The sequence below is a fragment of the Donghicola mangrovi genome (assembly GCF_013377535.1).
Classification (GTDB): Bacteria; Pseudomonadota; Alphaproteobacteria; order Rhodobacterales; family Rhodobacteraceae; genus Donghicola; species Donghicola mangrovi.
Genome location: NZ_JABCJE010000003.1, coordinates 1 through 19,509, shown reverse-complemented (window position 1 = coordinate 19,509; position 19,509 = coordinate 1). Strand labels below are relative to the sequence as shown.

15 protein-coding genes and 1 CRISPR repeat array are annotated in these 19,509 nt (G+C 57.7%); of the genes, 3 read left to right on the top strand and 12 right to left on the bottom strand.

The features are described from left to right. Positions 1-330: 330 nt before the first annotated feature. Positions 331-1,145: a CRISPR direct-repeat array (repeat unit 37 nt; unit sequence GTTCATGAACCTTCACCGCGCTAATGCGGATAGAAAC). Positions 1,146-1,154: 9 nt separating this feature from the next. The 11 genes from cas1 to HJ536_RS08010 form a co-directional block, all read right to left on the bottom strand. After that, positions 1,155-3,098: a CRISPR-associated endonuclease Cas1 gene (gene cas1, locus HJ536_RS08060; protein ID WP_177157352.1), complete on the bottom strand. Its 1,944-nt coding sequence runs from the start codon at positions 3,096-3,098 to the stop codon at positions 1,155-1,157. A gap of 753 nt (positions 3,099-3,851) precedes the next feature. Further along, entirely contained in the window at positions 3,852-5,033 is a 1,182-nt protein-coding gene (locus HJ536_RS08055) for a Fic family protein (protein WP_177157351.1), read from the bottom strand. A 986-nt stretch (positions 5,034-6,019) separates the two neighbouring features. After that, a complete protein-coding gene (locus HJ536_RS08050) occupies positions 6,020-7,783 on the bottom strand; it encodes a PHA/PHB synthase family protein (RefSeq protein ID WP_177157350.1) in 1,764 nt (587 codons plus the stop codon). Positions 7,784-7,823: 40 nt separating this feature from the next. Next, positions 7,824-8,708, bottom strand: a complete 885-nt coding sequence (locus HJ536_RS08045) for a 3-hydroxybutyryl-CoA dehydrogenase (RefSeq protein WP_338082422.1) — start codon at positions 8,706-8,708, stop codon at positions 7,824-7,826. Then, on the bottom strand, positions 8,705-9,265 hold the full coding sequence (locus tag HJ536_RS08040) for a cob(I)yrinic acid a,c-diamide adenosyltransferase (protein ID WP_177157349.1): 561 nt from the start codon (positions 9,263-9,265) through the stop codon (positions 8,705-8,707). Before HJ536_RS08040 ends, HJ536_RS08045 begins: the two co-directional genes overlap by 4 nt. Position 9,266: 1 nt before the next feature. Further along, positions 9,267-10,175, bottom strand: coding sequence for a gamma carbonic anhydrase family protein (locus HJ536_RS08035; protein ID WP_338082421.1), 909 nt, complete (start codon positions 10,173-10,175; stop codon positions 9,267-9,269). 133 nt (positions 10,176-10,308) lie between these two features. Further along, positions 10,309-10,476: a hypothetical protein gene (locus HJ536_RS08030; RefSeq protein WP_177157347.1), complete on the bottom strand. Its 168-nt coding sequence runs from the start codon at positions 10,474-10,476 to the stop codon at positions 10,309-10,311. A 116-nt stretch (positions 10,477-10,592) separates the two neighbouring features. After that, positions 10,593-12,284, bottom strand: a complete 1,692-nt coding sequence (locus tag HJ536_RS08025; RefSeq protein ID WP_177157346.1) for a methylmalonyl-CoA mutase family protein — start codon at positions 12,282-12,284, stop codon at positions 10,593-10,595. Positions 12,285-12,288: 4 nt separating this feature from the next. Further along, positions 12,289-13,248: a methylmalonyl Co-A mutase-associated GTPase MeaB gene (gene meaB / locus HJ536_RS08020; protein WP_177157345.1), complete on the bottom strand. Its 960-nt coding sequence runs from the start codon at positions 13,246-13,248 to the stop codon at positions 12,289-12,291. Further along, on the bottom strand, positions 13,245-14,687 hold the full coding sequence (locus HJ536_RS08015) for a phenylacetate--CoA ligase family protein (RefSeq protein ID WP_228028676.1): 1,443 nt from the start codon (positions 14,685-14,687) through the stop codon (positions 13,245-13,247). The genes meaB and HJ536_RS08015 overlap by 4 nt, the downstream gene beginning before the upstream one ends. After that, complete coding sequence (locus HJ536_RS08010; protein ID WP_177157344.1) at positions 14,687-15,094, bottom strand: cobalamin B12-binding domain-containing protein; 408 nt, start codon at positions 15,092-15,094, stop codon at positions 14,687-14,689. Before HJ536_RS08010 ends, HJ536_RS08015 begins: the two co-directional genes overlap by 1 nt. A gap of 135 nt (positions 15,095-15,229) precedes the next feature. Here HJ536_RS08010 and HJ536_RS08005 point away from each other — a divergent pair, with 135 nt between their 5' ends. Both HJ536_RS08005 and HJ536_RS08000 read left to right on the top strand, forming a co-directional pair. Next, positions 15,230-15,889, top strand: a complete 660-nt coding sequence (locus HJ536_RS08005) for a GntR family transcriptional regulator (protein WP_177157343.1) — start codon at positions 15,230-15,232, stop codon at positions 15,887-15,889. A gap of 140 nt (positions 15,890-16,029) precedes the next feature. After that, complete coding sequence (locus HJ536_RS08000; protein ID WP_177157342.1) at positions 16,030-16,233, top strand: hypothetical protein; 204 nt, start codon at positions 16,030-16,032, stop codon at positions 16,231-16,233. Between the two features lie 3 nt (positions 16,234-16,236). On the opposite strand, the gene HJ536_RS07995 is transcribed toward HJ536_RS08000, so the two are convergent. Then, a complete protein-coding gene (locus tag HJ536_RS07995; RefSeq protein ID WP_177157341.1) occupies positions 16,237-17,151 on the bottom strand; it encodes a LysR family transcriptional regulator in 915 nt (304 codons plus the stop codon). 118 nt (positions 17,152-17,269) lie between these two features. Here HJ536_RS07995 and HJ536_RS07990 point away from each other — a divergent pair, with 118 nt between their 5' ends. After that, on the top strand, positions 17,270-19,312 hold the full coding sequence (locus HJ536_RS07990) for an NADH:flavin oxidoreductase (RefSeq protein WP_177157340.1): 2,043 nt from the start codon (positions 17,270-17,272) through the stop codon (positions 19,310-19,312). Positions 19,313-19,509: the final 197 nt, after the last annotated feature.

The following is a 19,509-nucleotide window of genomic DNA, read 5'->3' as shown; positions in this document are numbered from 1 at the left end:
TGAAAAATTTTGGAAACACTCAGGCAGCCAAAATATAAAATAGAACTTACACATTTACACCCCGACGACCCCAAAAAATATCCGTTTCGCTTGGCGCACTATCACCCCCAAAATCAGGGTTGATTTTTGGATCAGGGCGTACAAAGCTTGCATCACAATGAAAACAATGGGAAATCAACCTTGGAAATTATCAAGTTATTGATTTTTCGTGTGAATTTTAAATTTTGACATTCAAGACCGAGGCTTAATCAATCTACAAGCCCCGCTTGAAAATCGACATTGGAAAGGTGGTCGAATTCATAAATAAGATCAATGACCTGCAGCAACCCTGTTCATGAACCTTCACCGCGCTAATGCGGATAGAAACGCGAATAATGCATGAATGACCTCCCAGTCATAAATGTTCATGAACCTTCACCGCGCTAATGCGGATAGAAACTCTCATGAAATTAGCGAGTTCTTTTTTTTTTTTTTGTTCATGAACCTTCACCGCGCTAATGCGGATAGAAACTTAGACCTTTACAGCCGCACCACCACCGTAGAGTTCATGAACCTTCACCGCGCTAATGCGGATAGAAACGTGAGCATTCCCATGCCCGGCGACCTGATGAGTTCATGAACCTTCACCGCGCTAATGCGGATAGAAACTGACCGCTAACAATTTTCGCAAGTATTCCACTATTGTTCATGAACCTTCACCGCGCTAATGCGGATAGAAACGTAACGACGGTAGTGATGATAGCGAAAATGAAGTGTTCATGAACCTTCACCGCGCTAATGCGGATAGAAACAGAGAACTGTTGTTCTAGGATAGTTCCTCAAAGATTCGGTTCATGAACCTTCACCGCGCTAATGCGGATAGAAACTGAGGGTTGCAAGATCGTCGACATCAGAGATTTTTGTTCATGAACCTTCACCGCGCTAATGCGGATAGAAACTTTCTTTTTCTTGGGACGCGGACGAACAACAAGTTCATGAACCTTCACCGCGCTAATGCGGATAGAAACATTTCCGAACTTGCTCTCGGGATAAAAGTACGGTTCATGAACCTTCACCGCGCTAATGCGGATAGAAACCTACTTTCAAGGTTATTTGTTTGTATTTTTAAGTTCATGAACCTTCACCGCGCTAATGCGGACTGTGCGGGCGCTGGGTCAGTAGTCCAGCACCTGCCCCTTAAAAGGATTTTTGGTCGGGTCGGAACAATGGCGACCAAAGGCCCGTGCCTCTTCCAGCATGATCGCGCGCCACGTGCGCTGTTGTCTCGAATGAACCGAGCGCAATTTGCGTGACACTGTCCGCTCATAACCTGTGATCAAGGCCCGGATGCCTTCGCGATCAATCCGAACACTGTCATCGCACACGTCGAACATCTGATCCCGCAGGCGCGATTGGTTGAACAAAGTAACCGCCACGCCTTCGGTCAACGGGGCGCGAAACCCCTCCATCAGGTCATAGACACAGGCTTCGTGCCGGTCGCGGGGCGTATGTAAAAGCCCGAATCCAGGATGCAGACCAGCGCGCAAAATGGCAGAATGGATGTCCCGCTCCAACATCGCCGTCAGGTAGTTAATCGCCGCATTCAACGGATCAAGCGCGGGACGCTGCCGCATGAAATTCCCCTGCACGGCCGCGCACAACCTGCCCAAGGCTGGCCAATAAAGAGCAGCTGCGGCCCCTTCTTGCCCCATCAATTCGGGCACAGCGCCGCAATCGGGCAACTTGCGCAGGATACGCCCCAGCGCCGCCGTTGCCGCAATGACCTGAGGATCACGACTCCCCCGATTCAACCGATGCAACTGAGCGCGCATGTTGCGCAGTCGCAAATCTACCAGCCGCCGCGCCATATCCAAAGAAAATGCCGGATCCAGACACAGTCGCGCCTGCGCCAGATGCAGCCCCGCCCGGTCAAATTCAGGGGCGCGCAGCCACCCCTTGGTTTGACCACGTCCGTCAACAAAAGCCAGCTCCACTCCCGCCGCCAGTGCCTGCCGCAGCGCCCTGTCCGTTACTGTCGCGTCTGGCCCCACCTCAACCCGCGCAACCGCCTCGGGGTGAACGGCCATGACCTCATGCCCCTCACGCTGAACCGAGAACGACAGGTTCCGCAGGTCAAGAACCAACTCATCTTCCGTCAGATACAATACTCGATATGCCTCGGCGTCGTGCTGTGGGTCATCTGCGGGCAGCACGGCAGGCGGAGCAGCTTTCAGAAGTGTTCCGCTATCCTCATCGGGATCACTGACCTGCCGAAGAACCATTGAGCGGATGAACAAGTGGCCCAGAAACTCCATCCCCTCGTCGAAGGGCACCACGCGGGTCTTGTCGCCATGCAGCTCTAGCCCGTGTTCGCGCAGAATACCCGAGGCGTGCCCCAATGCGTTATGGGCCTGCGCTTCTGTCTTGGCCAGCAGCACAAAGTCATCGGCAAATCGGACGCAGCGAATTCCGATCTCGGCCAAGCCGTCATCGAACTGATCCAGATAGAAGTTGCACAATAGTGGCGCGATTGGCGACCCTTGGGACAGCCCAACACCGGGCGTGTCCATCTCGGCCCCGAAATGCTCCAGCCACAGGGCGATCAGATCCAGCGTTTCGTCCCGCCCAGGATGATCACGTAGCACCTCTGAGAGCCGAGCCAGCAAAGGCTCATGCGGAATACTGTCAAAGCAGCGGCGAATGTCGCTTTCAGCCACCCAGCCATAGCCCTGCCGCCGGAGCGCATCCACCCGACGCACCGCCATATCCACTGACCGACCAGAGCGATAGGCAAAGCTGTCCGGCGAAAATAGCGGGTCCAGAACCGGATCAAGCAGCTGTGCGACCGCAGTTTGCGCGATGCGGTCCCTGACGCAAGGTATGTTCAGCCGTCGCTGCCCGCCGTCACGTTTTGGAATATCCACCGCCCGCAAGGGACCGGGAAAGTAATCCCCATCCCGCAGTTGTGCCTGCAATAGTCGGATATTCTGCTCCAATCGGCGCTGGAATTTTTGGATCGTCACGCCATCGCCGCCTGGCGACCCAGAATTTTCGGCCACTTTTCCCCAAGCAGAAACCAATTGTTCGTCAGAAATCAGGGTTGAGAAAAGATCACGCATCGGTCCATCATAGTGCTATGAGGGGGCGGAATCGCGAAAATCAACCTTGGAAATCTAACAACGCCCTGAAATTATTTAAGTATTTTAGTTGCAAAACACAAAAAGAGAGGAAACAATACTGAAAATCTACCGGACAAACCTCGACCTTGGAAAGTGCTGTATTTTCCCAATATTTTTCACTGGCTTCCAGAAACCCCGTTCATGAACCGCTCCCGCGCTAATGCGGATAGAAACCCGGATCACCGGATCGATTTTCCAGTTGTGATTGGTTCATGAACCGCTCCCGCGCTAATGCGGATAGAAACAGACTGCGACAACGGCGATGACGCCCAGATTTACGTTCATGAACGGCTACCGCGCTAATGCGGATAGAAACAGAAATGGGACAACCCTGAGTCCATCCACAATTTGTTCATGAACGGCTACCGCGCACTCACTTCGCAAAATTTACAAATTGGACGACCTGAAAAGCAAAGCACTCGCGCTGTCTGACCATCAGGACCTAGAGACTTCACGCTTTGGCTGGGCCGAGCCGAAAATCTGTCTGTGCTAGCCAGCACGTTGGGCCTTGGTGAATTTACCAAGCTGAAAATAGAGGTCGGGGTCGAGAGTTTCCCCGCCGACATTTACTGCACGGACGCCACGGACAATGTGATGCCAATCGAAAGCCAATACGGCGCTACCGATCACCAGCATCTGTACCAAACCCTAAGTGATCTTTTCCCCAGGTGCCAAAACGTATTTCGCAGCAAATCAAACTGAATCAGAAAGTTGGAAAAGCTTCGGGAATAGCGTTTGATGGTGCTCAATCGGGAAAGCCAGCCGAATGGGACAGGTCGCACTCGCCTGTTTAAGGAAACCTCGATCTGACAGCTCTAGCAGTGCCGGAAGATGTGAGGCTCCAAGCATTTGACATGCATCCTCAATCGCCATCTCACCATGATGAAAAACATGGGAGACCAAATTCGGTAGGCCATTCTGGTCCGGGAATATTTCGCAGACCAAAGCAATATATCGTTCGCAGAGAGACGCCGAATTGAAAAGGTCCTTGGTAAAAAGCAGTTGTTCGTGGATGACGCCTAAGAACCAACCGGTGAAACTTTCAAGCATGGCAAGGGAGAGATTGCCGCGACCATCCCGATCCCCTCGGCGCGGTTGGTCTGCTGCTTCCATCCGCTGCTTGTATTCCAAAGGGTCGTTCAGCCCGCGCGCCAGACCACGGCTTATAGACCATAAACCTCGGCCACTGATACCAGCAGCTTGGCACATTGCATGAGACATCAAACGACTGACGCGACCATTCCCGTCATCGAACGGGTGAATGAAATTTAGCCGATGATGCGCAGCTGGAATTGACAGGACGCGCCCGCGAGCACCCCGCGTCAGGCCGAAATAGCGGCGTTCGAAATGCGCCATGAAAGCTTCGACCCGATGCGCAGAAGGAGGAATGTGAAGACCGACGCTAACCTCATGACCCTCGACTCGAAATTGGCCCGGGACAATCTCACGCCGCAACGAGCCATGCTCGGCAACCCGAAGATCAGGGTGCAGCGTTTCAAAGAAGCGCCGATGGATCTCACGTATGAAGGCCGCTGACGTTGGCACTGTACCGTGTGCCACGACTTCGTCGACCCAACTCTGCGCCTCGATGAGCGCAGCAGCCTCTTGTGCCAGTACGCTGTTCTCAACCTCATCGAAACAGCCTTCGACCGCGCGTTCGATATCGCAAGGATTAACTCTGTGGCCTTCGATCAGGTTGGAGAAATAGGAATTCGTGATCCGCATGACAGCGCGCAACTCAGCGACGGTGTCTTCATGCAGCCCCAAACCAAGAGCTTCAGCTTCCACACTGATTTTCACGACCAAATCTGAGAGCGCTTCAGGAACCGCCTCCTCAAGGCCGCAAGGCTCGATGCGCGCTGGTGTCTCTAGCATCAATTTGACGCTCCATTTTTTTCACGTCTAACGGACGAAAGAGGCGTATGGAAGCCTGGCGTCTGACCCGCGACATTGAGGAGATGGTCTGCTTCAGGCCCACGGCTCACATCGGGCACTCAGCGCCCTATCTTAAATGCAGCCAGAAGGCGCAGCTTGGGTTTCAGCAAAGCGCATCGCATTCCTCATCCCCGGCTGAAGCAAAGCCGTCCGAAACGCCTGCAAGTTGACCAGGGGAAATGGCAGCGGGTCCAGTCACGGACAGCGCAGGTATGTAGATAGAGCCCCCTCTGGACGGGCTCTGATACGCAACTCGAGTACTCCCTCGCCATAGGCTTCTTGCAGGTCTTTGAGCTACTTCTCGTACTGTGCGTGGATGTTTTGCGGCGTGGCGCGGAGGGAATTCTCCATCCCCTTCTTGGCGTCGTCGACTCAGGTTTCGACCTCAGACGGCGTCAGATCATAGGTCCGGCTAGCCCCCGCCACCGCGGTCTCACCCTGACTGATCTCAATCATCTGGGTAGTCTTTCGCTTAGGTGTCCAGCGTTTAACAGTTTCCTTCATACTCTTCTTCATGGCTACTTTCTTCCATTACAGCATGAGCAGGAAATCAATGGGGCAATACAAGAATTTGATGTCCAGGATTGGCAAGGGCGGATTCCGGACCTTCTCTGCACGCGCCAACCGATCTCTCTCAGAACAGGAAAGCGGACACTCCGCCAGTATCGCGCCGCGGAACCTTGGTTCACCTACAGGAAAGGGCGGAAAGTGTGCATTCGCTGCACGCGCGAATGATCCACTGTCCCGTTGCAAAAGCGGACTTTGCATCGCCGAAAGCCACTTTGCGATATGCTTGCACGCTAGAACTGTGTTGGCGATGTGGCTGAGCGCGGGAGATCGAATTGGAGGCCGTTCGAGCGAGTGCATTCAGAACGGCCAGTGTCACCCCTTTCCAAATCATGGTGACACAGCGCATTTGGAGGGCTTCACCCCGCGCGCTGCTTCACATAGCTCCCCGGCGCAGCGCCTAAGTCGTTTTCGGCGGGCTTGCGCACCGGGACGAGGTCGCCGGAGCGGGGTTTCAGCCAAGCGTCCCAAAGCGGCCACCAGGATCCCTGATGGAAGTTTGCCTCTTTCTGCCACTCCACGGCGGTCTTCGATAGGTCGGAATTGGTATAATGGCCGTACTTGCCCTTGGACGGCGGATTGACAATCCCAGCGATGTGACCCGACTGCGAGAGGATGAAAGTTTTGTCTGCCGATCCCATCTTCTGTACGCCGCGATAGCAATCCTTCCACGCCGCGATATGGTCGCTTTCGGCGGTGACAGCCATCAGGGGTACGCGCACGTCAGACAGTTTCAGCGTGCGGCCCATCAGAGCGAACCGTTCCTCAGCGAAGTCGTTGGCTCGGCAAAGTCCGCGCAGATACTGCATCGTCATCTTTCCCGGAAGGTTCGTGCTATCCCCATTCCAGTAGAGAAGATCGAAGGCGGGCGGTGTTTCGCCTAGCAGGTAGGATTTGATCGCCGGGCCGTAGACGAGATCGTTCGAGCGTAGGAAGGACATGGTTCGTGACATGACCCGCGCGGGCAGCAGGCCAGATCGACCTACCTGTACTTCGATGCCGTCAACGAAATCCTCCTGCAGAAATGGCGTGAACTCGCCCTGATCCGAGAAGTCGGTCAGCGCTGTGAATAGCGTTGCGGAGTTGACCGAAGTGTCTCCGATCTGGTTCAGGTAGGACAGGGTCAGCGACAGGGTGGTGCCGGCAATGCAGTAGCCCACCACATTGACCTTCTCTTGATCGCAGATTTCCTTGGCAGCCTCGATCGCGGCGAGAAAACCATCAGTGATATAATCCTCGAGCCCGGCATCCTTCAACGACTCGTCTGGGTTCACCCAAGAGGCCACGAAGACAGTGTAGCCTTGCTCCGTCAACCAGCGGATTAAGCTGTTCTGCGGCTTGAGATCGAGAATGTAGAACTTGTTGATCCACGGGGGAAAAATCACGATCGGGATGGCATAGACGTTTTCGGTCGTCGGGGCGTATTGGATCAGCTCCATCATCTTGGTGCGTAGCACCACCTGTCCAGGTGCGGTAGCGATGTTGTCGCCGACTGAAAAGGCACTGTCATCCACAAGCTTGACTAACAGCTCGCCATTGTTGGCTTCGAGATCCGCCACGAGGTTTTCAAGCCCCTTCAGCAGGCTTTCGCCGTCCGTTTCCATCGCGCGGCGCAGGGCTTCTGGATTGGAGCCGAGAAAATTGTTCGGTGCCATCAGGTTGGCAATTTGGTCGGTGAAGTAGCTGAGGCGGCGCTTATCGGTCTCGGGTAGCGTGTCGAGGTCAGCCACTGCGCTGCGCATCGCGGCGGAGGTGACCTTGTACTGACGCTTGAGGTAGTCCAGCCATGGGTTCTCTTGCCAATCAGCATCGGCAAAGCGCTTGTCCTTTTCGGTGCCTGGACCGTCCTCGGAATGCTGCAGGGCGCCGACCCAAGCCTGCATCGAGCTTTCCCAAAAGCCTACCGCGTGCCCCACGGCCCATGTTGGGTTTTGCAACATTTGCTCCCACCAAGCGGCGGCGGTCTTGGCGTATAGGTCCGGTCCTGGTGCCTCGATGCCGGGGTTTGGCGACTTGCGACGTGACAGCGCCATCATCAGTCGCACGGACAGTTGCTGCAACCGCTCTGCAGTGTCGCGCTGGCGTCCCGTCAGGGTTTCTAATTCCGGTATCGTATCGCTCATTGCCCCCTCCCAAGGTTCATGTTGATGCTCACACGCCTCTTCAACGTGTCGGTACGGGGCCGGCATCACGGTCCCGGTAATCGTAAAATCCTCGCCCGACCTTGCGGCCGAGCCACCCTGCTTCGACGTATTTCACCAGCAGTGGGCAGGGGCGATACTTGGTGTCTCCGAGTCCCTCATTCAGAACGTGCATGATTGCGAGACAGGTATCCAGCCCAATGAAATCGCCAAGCTCTAGCGGACCCATCGGATGATTTGCGCCAAGTTTCATTGAATCGTCGATCGAGCTTACGTTTCCAACGCCTTCGTAAAGAGCATAAGCTGCCTCGTTGATCATCGGCACGAGGATCCGGTTGACAATGAAGGCGGGGTAATCCTCGGAGATCGAGGCCGTTTTGCCCAGACGTGCGACCACGCCCGCCACCGAGTTAAAGGTCGGCTGGTCGGTGGCGATGCCGCGGATCAATTCCACCAGTTGCATAACGGGGACCGGGTTCATGAAGTGCAGGCCCATAAACCGTTCGGGGCGGTCGGTCGCGGCGCCGAGCCGCGTGATCGACAGCGAAGACGTGTTCGTGGTGAGGATCGTATGTGGAGCGAGATGGGGCGCGAGATCGTCGAAGATGCGGCGCTTGACACTTTCGTCTTCGGTTGCGGCCTCGATCACGAGGTCGCATTTTCCGATGACGTCGACAGAAGCAAGGGACAGTCGGGTGCCGGTCGCTCTTGCGTCTTCTGCCGCGAGCCGGTTCTTCTCTACGAGCCTCGCCAGTGACTTGCCGATCCGTCCCAGCGCGGCCTCGACCTGTGCCGGAGAGAGGTCATTCAAGGAGACGGTGTAGCCCGCCTGAGCCAAGACCTGCGCGATTCCTGTGCCCATCTGTCCTGCGCCGATCACGCCGACTGTGCGGATTTTCGACGTCACGACAGGCTCTTACCCTGCTGCCAGAGATGTTCAGTTTGGCCGGTGTCTTGGGCGACCCGCCGCGCAGCGATGAACAGCACGTCTGACAGCCGGTTGAGATAGGCCATACCCTGTGCGCCGTCCTGCGGTTCAAGTTCCAGCAGAGAGATCAGGCGGCGCTCCGCCCGCCGCGCCACTGTCCGAGCCATGTGCAATGTGCTGATCGCCATAGAGCCGCCGGGCAGGATGAACTCTTTCAGCGGTTGCAGCCCATCGTTGAGTTGTTCAGCCAAAGCGTCCAGCCGTCCCACATGGGCAATTGTCAGTAGCACAGCATCTGGATGCGAGAGCGCACCGCCCAGATCAAAAAGATCATGCTGCACAAACGAGAGCGCCTCACGCAGGGTATGGTCCTCTGGCAGCAAACTTTGTGCAAAGCCAATGCATGATGACAGTTCGTCTACTGTACCAATGACCTCCATCCGCGGAGCGTCTTTGTCAATGCGCGAACCGTCCGACAGACCGGTCGTGCCGGTATCGCCGGTGCGCGTAACAATCTTTGACAAGCGATGTCCCATGTCAGTCCTCCCCGTTTAGTTCTGATTGCAGTTGGGTCAGTGGTTCGTGCGGTGTAGCGCTGAAGGTCCGAGCGTATTCGACGTAATGTGGAAGGGTGCCGGACATGATTGCCCGCTTGCGCTCATCCATTGGTCCAATCGGCCGCGCCGGTCGCCCGGCCCAAACCTGCCCTTTGGTCAGCATCTGTCCCGGTTCAGACTGCGCGCCCGCCGCTACCAGAACATCGCTTTCCACATGGGTGCCCGGGGCAAGGATCGCTCCGATGCCGATCAGGCTGCCGCTTTCCACCGTGCAATCGGCCATAGTCACGTTGTGACCGATCGTGACATCAGCGCCGATGGTGATATCGCCTTCGATACAGGTCAGAACCGAGTTGTCCTGCACGTTCGAGCCGTCACCGATGCGGATCACGTGGCCGCCCGCATTCAAGGTGCAACCATACCAAACGCCGACGTCTCTCCCGCTGATCAGGGTTCCGGTCAACCGCGAGGTTGGGGCGAGGAAGCATTCTGCCGTATCTTCCGATCGCGTTACTTCCTGCGAACCACTATCAGCAGCACGTGTCTTGCGATGGCGCGCTTCGCGCTCGGCTGTGTTGATCTGCGAAACCGGCTTTGCGGGGCATCCCGAGTAGAGCCAGCCGCCATTCAACTGCGAGCGTGGAAAGACGATGGATCCGGCTGCGATCACCGCGCCATCCCCTATGACTGATCCGTCAAGGATCACCGCGTCCCGCTCCACCACGCAGTCATCGCCAACGGTGCAGGCATGAATCACGGCATTCTCTCCGGCCGTGACATGGTGGCCGATAATCGTGGGTAAGATGGCATGGGCGATATGCACCGTGCCGTGACCGCCTAGGTGGAAATCGTCGCCGATATCGATTGTGTGCCCATCTGCGCGGATCACGCTGAAAGCTCCGAGCCAAGCGCCTGTGCCAAGCGTTGCCCGCCCCAGAACTGCGGCCCCCGGTCCAGCAAAGGCCGGGGCACCCGCCAATCTCGGAGTAACACCCTCGTAAGTGGCTATGAGTGCGGTCAACTCAGACAAGGCTTGCCCTCCGCTGAATTCTACGAGCCTGCGCTTGCGCGTCGCCAGCTAGATCGCGGATCGCTTCGAAGGGCAGATCGTCGAGCAACTTGGCGCAGTAGGCGACGTCATCGGCATCAATCTTCGCCCCGATGGCATGGGCGAAAAAAAGCCGTCGCACCGCCAGCCGCCTGTGCCCCAGCCTCACCGAATGTGACAAGAGCTGCGTAGCTGCATCGCGGTCGCCCTTCCGGACACGTTCGCTCAAGTCCCTAGTATGTTTCCTAGCCTGTCCCATCAAAACACCGGCGTTTCGCGGTAGACGCCCCAGATGGCCTTCAGCTTCTCGACGATGTCACCCATGGTCGCGCCTTCCTTCACCAATTGGATGGTGACGGGCATGATGTTCTGGCTTTCATCCTGAGCGACAGCAACAAGCTCCTCGAGGAGGGTCTGCACCTTGGCTTCATCGCGGTTCGCCCGCACCGACTGCGTGCGCTCGACTTGCCGCCGCGCGGTTGACTCGTCGTAGGGATGAGTCTCGATCTTGACGTCACTCTCGTCGAGCACATAGCGGTTCACGCCGATAACCGGCTTTTCCCCCGATTGTTTGCGTAAAGCGGTCTCGTAAGCGAAGTCGGCGATGTGCTTTTGGAACCAGCCTTCCTCGATCAGCTTGATGGTGCCACCGCGCTCTTCGACTTCGTCGAGGATTTCGAAGATTTTCTTTTCGTAGTCGTTAGTCAGGCTCTCAACGAAATATGATCCGCCGAGCGGGTCAACGACCTGAGTCACGCCGGTCTCATCTGCAATAACCTGCTGCGTGCGCAGCGCCAGTTGCATGGCGTGCTCTGTCGGAATGGCGAAGGCTTCGTCGTAACCGTTGGTGTGCAACGATTGCGCGCCGCCAAGAACTGCGGCCAGCGCCTGCGTTGTCGTACGCATTACGTTGACCATATATTGCGGCTTTGTCAGTGAGGCTGCCGCCGTCTGACAGTGGAAACGAAGACGCATCGATTCCGGTTTTTGCGCCCCGAAGCGCTCCTTCATAATTTTCGCGTAGCAACGACGCAGAGCCCGGAACTTGGCGATTTCCTCGAAGAAATCGGCTTGGCAGACAAAGAAAAAGGCCAGACGCGGTGCAAAGTCATCAACCTTCACACCGGTTTTCAGCACTTCCTCGACATAGACGATCAGGTTCGCCAGCGTGAAGGCGGCCTCATGCAACGGCGAGCTTCCGGCCTCGGAAACGTGGTAGCCCGAGATATTGATCGGGTTGTAGCGCGCCATGGTCTTTGTTGTGTGGCCGATGATGTCGCGGACGATGCGAACTGAAGGCGCGATCGGGTAGATGTATTCCTTCTGTGCCATGTATTCTTTTAGGATGTCCGCCTGCACGGTCCCCGAGACCTTGTTTAGGTCATAGCCACGCTCTTCACAGAGCGCGATATACATGGCGAGCAGGATCCACGCCGTCGGGTTGATCGTCAGCGAGACCGAGATCTTCTCCAGATCGATCCCGTCTAGCAGCGCGCGCATGTCGGCCAGCGTGTCGATTGCCACGCCCTCGCGACCCACTTCGCCGTCGGACATAGGATGGTCGCTGTCATAACCCATCAAGGTCGGCATGTCGAAGTCTGTGGAAATCCCAGTCTGACCCGCCTCGATCAGGAACTTGAAGCGTTTATTGGTGTCTTCCCCAGTCCCAAAGCCTGCGATCTGGCGCATTGTCCAGTTCCGACCGCGATACATCGTCGGATAAGGACCACGGGTAAAAGGATATTTCCCCGGCAACCCGATGTCCTCGGCGGGGGTGTCGGCGATGTCGGCGGCGGTGTAGGTGCGCTTGACCGGAAAATCGCCGAGGGTGAAATAGGCCTCTTTCGCTTCCGGCGCGCGGGCGATGAAATTAGCAACTTCCGTGTCTTCCCAAGCCTTGGCGGCGGCGGCAATTTCTTCGGGGGTGGATTGGGCGATGGTCTTGGTCATTTGGTCAAATCCTTGAGAATGCGTCAGCAATGGCAGTGGCGGCGGCGTAGGGATCGGTTTCGCGGGCAGCCACGCGGGGGGTGTAGGTGTCAAAGGCGCCATCGCGCCTTAGCCTTTCGAGCATCAGCGTCTCCGTCGCCTTTTTCAGGCGGAAGGCGCTGATCTGAGCACGTCGCGCCTCTCCGGCTGGCCCATCGAGGGCGGTCAGATGTTTATCGAAAGCAGCCACCAGATCATCGAAGCCTTCTTCGTTCAGCGAAGACGTTCCCAGAACCGGCGGCACCCAGCCTCGCGTGAGAGCCTGACCAACCCCGTCCTTCAGCATCATCTTGAGGTCGGTCATGGTTCGGTTGGCATCCGAGCGGTCACATTTCGAGACGACGTGGATGTCGGCGATCTCTAGGATGCCCGCCTTGATAGCCTGAATCTCGTCCCCCAGCCCCGGCGCCGAGACGACGACGGTGGTGTGTGAAGACTTCGCAATTTCCACCTCGTCCTGTCCGACGCCCACCGTTTCGATGATGATTTTGTCAAAGCCGCCGATGTCCAGCACATCGACCACGTCGAGCGCTGCATGCGCCATGCCGCCCACCGCGCCCCGCGTTGCCATCGATCGAATGAAGACATGTGGATCCATAACGAGATCCGACATGCGGATGCGATCACCAAGGATAGAGCCGCCCGAATAGGGGCTGGAGGGATCGATGGCGACGACAGCCACGCGCTGGCCTTGGTCCCGCAGTTTGCGCACCAGCTTGCCCACCATGGTGGACTTGCCCGAACCAGGAACGCCGGTAATGCCGATCACGTGGGCGCGGCCCGCGCGGCGATAGATCTCGCCCATGGCGGAGCGCACTTCGGGAACACCGGCTTCGGCGCGCGAGATCAGCCGTGCGATCGCCCATGTCTCGCCTGCAGATGCAGGTCCGATCATGTCTATCGAGGGGATATAGGGCCTGCTCATGACGAAGCTTCCAGATGGCGGGCCTGCATCTCGGCAAAGGCTACACGGTCGTCAATCACGCGCTTGGCTTTGAAATCGGTCCGTTCATGAGTGTTCGGCGCGACGATCTCGATCACCGAACGCAGACCGAGCATGTTGTGCAGCTGCGTTGCCACCTGCGCATGGAAGGCTTTGCGGGTGTCTTCGCCGCGCGCCCAACCTTCGCCCTCTTGTTCGACCGAAATCAGCATCTCGTCCATCGTGCCTTCGCGGGTGATGAAGATGCGATGCTCTCCGCCGTACCCATTGAGTTGGCTCAATGCGGCTTCGATTTCAGACGGATAGACGTTCTCGCCCCGAATGGTGATCATGTCGTCGATCCGGCCTATGATACCCATGGGCAACTGCGGGTAGGTGCGTCCACAAGGCGTCGGGTCATTGGTCCAGACGGTCAGGTCACCAGATTCCAACCTGATCATCGGTTGGGAGGTACGTTCAAGATGCGTGTAGACTGGTGTTCCGCGTTGACCATAGGGCACGCGGTGGTGCGTGGCGGGATCGCAGACCTCGGTGTAGACGATGTCCTGCCAGCATAGCATCCCCGGCGTTTCCTTCGACCCGCCGACGTGCATCCAAGGTGTCATCTCGCCCATGGAGCCGCTGTCGTAGACCTTGGCACCATAGAGGTCCTCAATGCGCTCGCGGATCGACGGGATCGAAGCCCCAGGCTCGCCACTGAAGAACATGTACTTCAGCCCGAACTTGCGCGGATCGCGCCCGTCCTTGATCGCCGTTTCGGCGAGGTGGATTGCGTAAGTCGGCGTGCCGTAGAAGCCTGCCGGTTTAAGGATGTCGAGCCACTGCGCACACCGCGACGACATGCCTGCCGCGCCCGCGCCAAACGGAAACGCCTTGGCACCCAGCCGCTCGGCACCGCCAAGCGCACCCCATGACCCCATGTAGAGCGAGAAGATCGCAGCGACGCAGATCGTATCCCCTGGGCGCATCCCCATAGCCCACATGATGCGGGCATGGGCGTTGGAAATGCTGCGCCAGTCTTGCGCCGAGATGCCGAAGGCAGTGGGGCGGCCAGTGGTCCCGGATGTGCCGTGGACGCGGGCAACCTGGGAGTCCGGCACGCAGAGGTAATCCCCGAACGGCGGATGCGCCTCTTGTGCCGCGCGCAGGTCAGCCTTCTTCACAACCGGGACGCGGGATTCGAAATCCTCCAGCGATTTCAACTGCGAAGGATGAAACCCGGCCTCGTCCCACTTCCGCTTATAAAACGGTGCGTTCTCGTAAGCGTAGGCGCAGACCTCTTGAAGGCGCTGTAGGATTGCCGCCTCGCGGTCTCCCGCTGGCATGGTCTCGCGTTCCTTGAACCAGTAGCGCGAGGATGGGTCCGGCAAGTAGCTGTCGTCGTAGGACGGCGGCCAGGACCATTGCTCCATGGCAACCATCAGCGTGCCCCCCGCGCCTCGACGAGACCCGTCAGCGTATCGATGATCTGCTGCGGTGGCGTGTCCTGAAGCAGCACTTCGGCGACGCCCATCTTCTTGAGCTCCACCACGTCCTCGTCGGGCATGACCCCGCCTGCGACGACGATCATGTCCTCAACATTTTTCTCTTTCAACAAAGCAAATATCTTAGGGAATACCGTCATCTGCACGCCCGACAGCAGCGAGACGCCCAAAATATCCACGTCTTCCTGCACCGCTGCAGTGACCACTTCCTCGGGCGTGCGGTGCAGCCCTGTATAGACCACGTCCATGCCACCATCCCGTAGCGTACGCGCTACCACCTTCACGCCGCGGTCATGGCCATCAAGGCCCACCTTTGCGAGCAGTACTCGGATCTGTGCCGACATTTTCCTCTCCCTGTTTTTAAACCAAAACTTGGTATCTCGTGTTCCGTATACGAAACACGACGACTTGAAACCTGTCAACGCAGAAAGTAGACTGGCTCGTAGGGAGGCAGGGAAACCCCTTTTGAAAGGACGCGCATGGAAGCCTTGGTTCAGAATAAATCGCTTGTTGATCAAGCTTATGATGCACTTCTTGAGGCCATTAGCGCCGGCGATATTCGAGCGGGTGAGCGTTTGAACCAAGACGAATTGGCAGACCGCCTGAACGTCTCGCGCCAACCATTGACGAGCGCCATTGCCATGCTGAAGGCGCAGAGATTCGTCCAAGAAACCGGAAAGCGCGGCGTGATCGTTGCCCCCATCGATCAGGCGTTGTTCGATTCAATTTATCAATTCAGAACGGCGGTCGAGCCGCTTGCCGTTCAACTGGCGACCGCGCGGATGACCAAGGAAGCCATCGCCACAGGCCGCGAGATCATCGCACGCGGGAAGAGCCATGTGCAGAGCGGCGACTTCGCCTCAGCCCTGCGTGCGGACATGGATTTTCACACACTGATCTACGATCTATCAGGCAACATCATTATCGCCGACACCATGAGCCTGAACTGGCGCCACCTCCAGCGTGCTATGTCCGAGGTTCTCAGTGTCCCTGGGGCGACCCTGCGCGTTTGGAAGGAACATGACCAGATATTCGGCCACATGGTCCGTGGTGAAATTGACGAGGCCGCGCGCCTCATGCGAGAACACATGGAACATGCCGCGCCTCGGTCCTTGAAATTCGGGAAACAAGAGACTTGATCTTCCTCTGTGCGGCAGCCGTTGGAACAAAGTTTCAAATTTCGCGACAGGATTCATAGTCGCTCGGCTCGATACCGATCGAGGTCACCCAGTTTCGCACTAGGCGAGCGCACTGCCTCGTCGAAATATCAAGAGGTTTTTTGAAGCGGCCCGACCGAGACGAACATCGCGTTCACCAAGCCCAATTCGCCGAAGAGGAGGATGGGATCAAGGAGGAAGGTGTTCTTAGGCAAGCCGTATCCCTCAATGCCGGCGTGGATGGCTTCCGCGGTGAATTCACCAGTGATGGCGCAGGCGGATTGACCATCGACTACGGCCGAACACTCTGCGGATCAAGTCATTGAAACTCAGCGGAATTCTGACCCCAGAACCGCCCGGTCGGCGGCCATCTGTGCCACCAGCCATTGTGCGATTTGTGGAAGAATCTCACGCGAGGGATGCCTTGAACACTGGATAAGCGAATGCTGCCGTCCCGTGTGATGCACGTGGCCTGTTGCGGGCACCAGCCTGCCTTCGAGAAGCAGCCGTGACGTGACACTGAGCCAGCCAAGAGCGATCCCGCCGCCGTCCAGCGCCGCCTGAAGGATAACGGAATAATCGTCGAATTCATGGCAGACATCACCGCTTTCCCCCGGTCGGGGCAGAGCCGCCATGTCCGCCCAAATGCAATGCGTATGATCCGACAAATGCAGGATAGTCCTTGGTCCCGTCGACATGTGATCAACCTTGTAGGCGGGGCTACACAGCGGCAGGACGATTTCCGGCGAAAAGGTCCAACTGGGGTGATCCGGGTCGGGGCCATCCGTGGTGCGCATCGCTAGATCGGCATCATCGGGCAGCCCCGGCATCAATCCGGAAATCAGGTGAAACCGCAACCGCACCTGCGGAAACGCCTGCGCAAATGCCCCGAGACGCGGCGCCATCCAATGCGCGACAAACGACCCCGATACCGACAGCGTGACGGTATTCGCGTCCTCGACCTTGCGCCGTTCGATGGACGTGACCGACTGTTGGATAGTGTTCAGGCCCTGTGCAACGGCAAGGAACAGCTCGCGACCCGCATCGGACAGCTGCGCCCCGGTGGCGCGGCGTTCGAACAGGGCCACGCCAATTTCCGCCTCAAGCGCCGCGATGTTGCGGCTGACCGAGGGTTGCGAAATGTTGAACGCCTTTGCCGCCGCAGAAAAGCTGCCATGGCGAGCCGCGCATTCGAAAACGAGGAACGGTTTGAGAGAGGGAAAGCGGTGCGTGAAGTCTTCCATACTCTGAGCGTATATCTCTGCCGCATTTTTTCAATATTCCATAATGTCCTGCCCCACGACATCAAGGTGCAAGTGTATAGGGCGGTATTTGGCCATCGCCTGATCAGGAGTGGCACAGATGCAATCAATCCCCGTTGAAACCCCCAAAGATCCCCTGCTGCAGCCCTTTACCCTGAAGGGCCTGACGCTGCGCAACCGGGTCATCAGTACAGCCCATGCGTCGGCCATGGATGATGGTGGGATGCCTGCGGAGCGCTATCGCGCCTACCATGTCGAAAAAGCGCGCGGCGGGCTGGCCATGACAATGATCGGCGGAAGCGCAATGGTGTCACGCGATTCCAGTTGGGGGGCCGGTCAGGTCAACCTGTCGACGGATGCGGTCATTCCCCATCTGGCGAAACTGGCCGAAGCGATCCATGCCGAAGGCGCGGCGGTGATGACGCAGATTTCGCATCTGGGGCGGCGGGCGCAATTCGCCACCGGTGACTGGTTGCCGGTCCTCGCTCCGTCACGCCTGCGCGAACAGCGAAACCGGTCCTTCCCGCGCGAAATGACACGCGAAGACATCGACCGCATTCTTGATGATTTCGAAAACGCCGCGCGTCGGGTGGCCGATGCGGGTCTTGACGGGCTTGAGACGCTGACCGGTGGCCACCTGATCGGCCAGTTCCTGTCGCCAATGATGAATACCCGCACAGACGGGTTTGGCGGCAGCCTGGAGAACCGGATGCGCTTTGCCTTCATGGTCCATGAACGTATCCGCCGCGCGGTGGGTGATGCCATGCCGGTCGGCATCCGGCTGGTTGTTGACGAAGGCATCGATGGCGGCTTGCGGCTGGACGATTGCATCGAGATTGCGCAGGCATTTGAACGAGAAGGCACGGTAGACTTCTTTAATTGCATCTACGGACGCATGGAAAGTGACCTTGTCCTGTCCGAAGATAACATGCCCGGCATGTTCCAAAAGAGCGCGCCGTACCTCGGTTCGGTGGCGGCCTTCCGCATGGAAGTCAGCCTGCCGCTACTGCATGCGGGCGGCATCCGGGATGTGGCTACGGCCCGCCATGTGCTGCGCGCCGATTTGGTCGATCTGGTCGGCATGACGCGGGCGCATCTGGCCGATCCGCATTTGGTGCAGAAGCTGCGAGCCGGACGCGAAGACGAGATCCGCCCCTGCGTCGGCGCATCCTATTGCCTGCTGCGCAAGTCGCATTGCGTCCACAACCCAGCAACGACGCGGGAACTGAAGCTGGGGCATGACATTCCAAAGGCGGCGCAACCGGGCAAGGTCGTGGTCGTTGGCGGTGGTCCAGCCGGCATGGAAGCCGCCCGTGTCGCATCCCTTCGTGGGCATCAGGTCGTGCTGTTTGAAGCAGCGCCTCAGCTCGGCGGGCAGCTGCGGCTGGCGACACGAGTTCGCGAACGGGCAGATTTGCAGGGCATCATCTATTGGCGTGATAACAGCCTTTATGCGCAGGAGGTGGATGTGCGGCTGAACACTTATGCCGACGAAAGCGATATTCTGGCGGAACAGCCTGACACGGTCATCCTAGCCACGGGTGGCGTACCCGATCTGGACTGGCTGGAAGGAGCCGAGCACTGCCTGTCAACTTGGGATATCCTAAGCCAGCCCACCCCCGCCGCGTCATCCGTGCTGATCTACGATGCTACGGGCAGGCAGGCTGCGGCATCCTGTGTGCTGGAATTGGCCCGCGAAGGAAGGGAGATCACCTTTGCAACCCCCGACGATGCCACGGTTATTGAGATGCCATATCAGGACCGTAGCGGGTTCCGAAAACACTTTGCCGAACTTGGCGTGAGCCAACTGACAGATACACGTCTGATCGCTGTCCACCGCAAGGGCCGCACGCTCGAAGCGGTGTTTCAGAACACCTATTCCGGCGCGGAATTCACCAGAACGGCCGGGGTTGTCGTGGTCGAACACGGGACACAGCCCATGGATGACCTGTTTGATGCATTGCGCGAAGCCTCCTCGAACAAGGGGTTTACCGACCCGGACATTCTGACAAGGCGCGCAGACAACAGCGCACCATTGGGCGGAAAGAACGGATTCGCCCTGCACCGGATCGGGGATGCGGTTTCGTCGCGGGATCTGCATGCCGCCATTCTCGACGGCTACAGGCTTGCAAGGCTGATCTGACCACTTTGAAAGATGAACGGAGGGCGGGCTACAGTCAGCCCGAAGCCAAAGTCTGGCCACCTCTGTGCAAAGGGATTATGCGGATCGAACCTGCTGTCCCTGCGCGCGTCACTAGGCCACCGACGTTCCGGACTACGAAGCCCGTCAGGCCGCTTTGATCTGAACAGGTGATGTTGTGAAACTTCCGAAGGGTATTG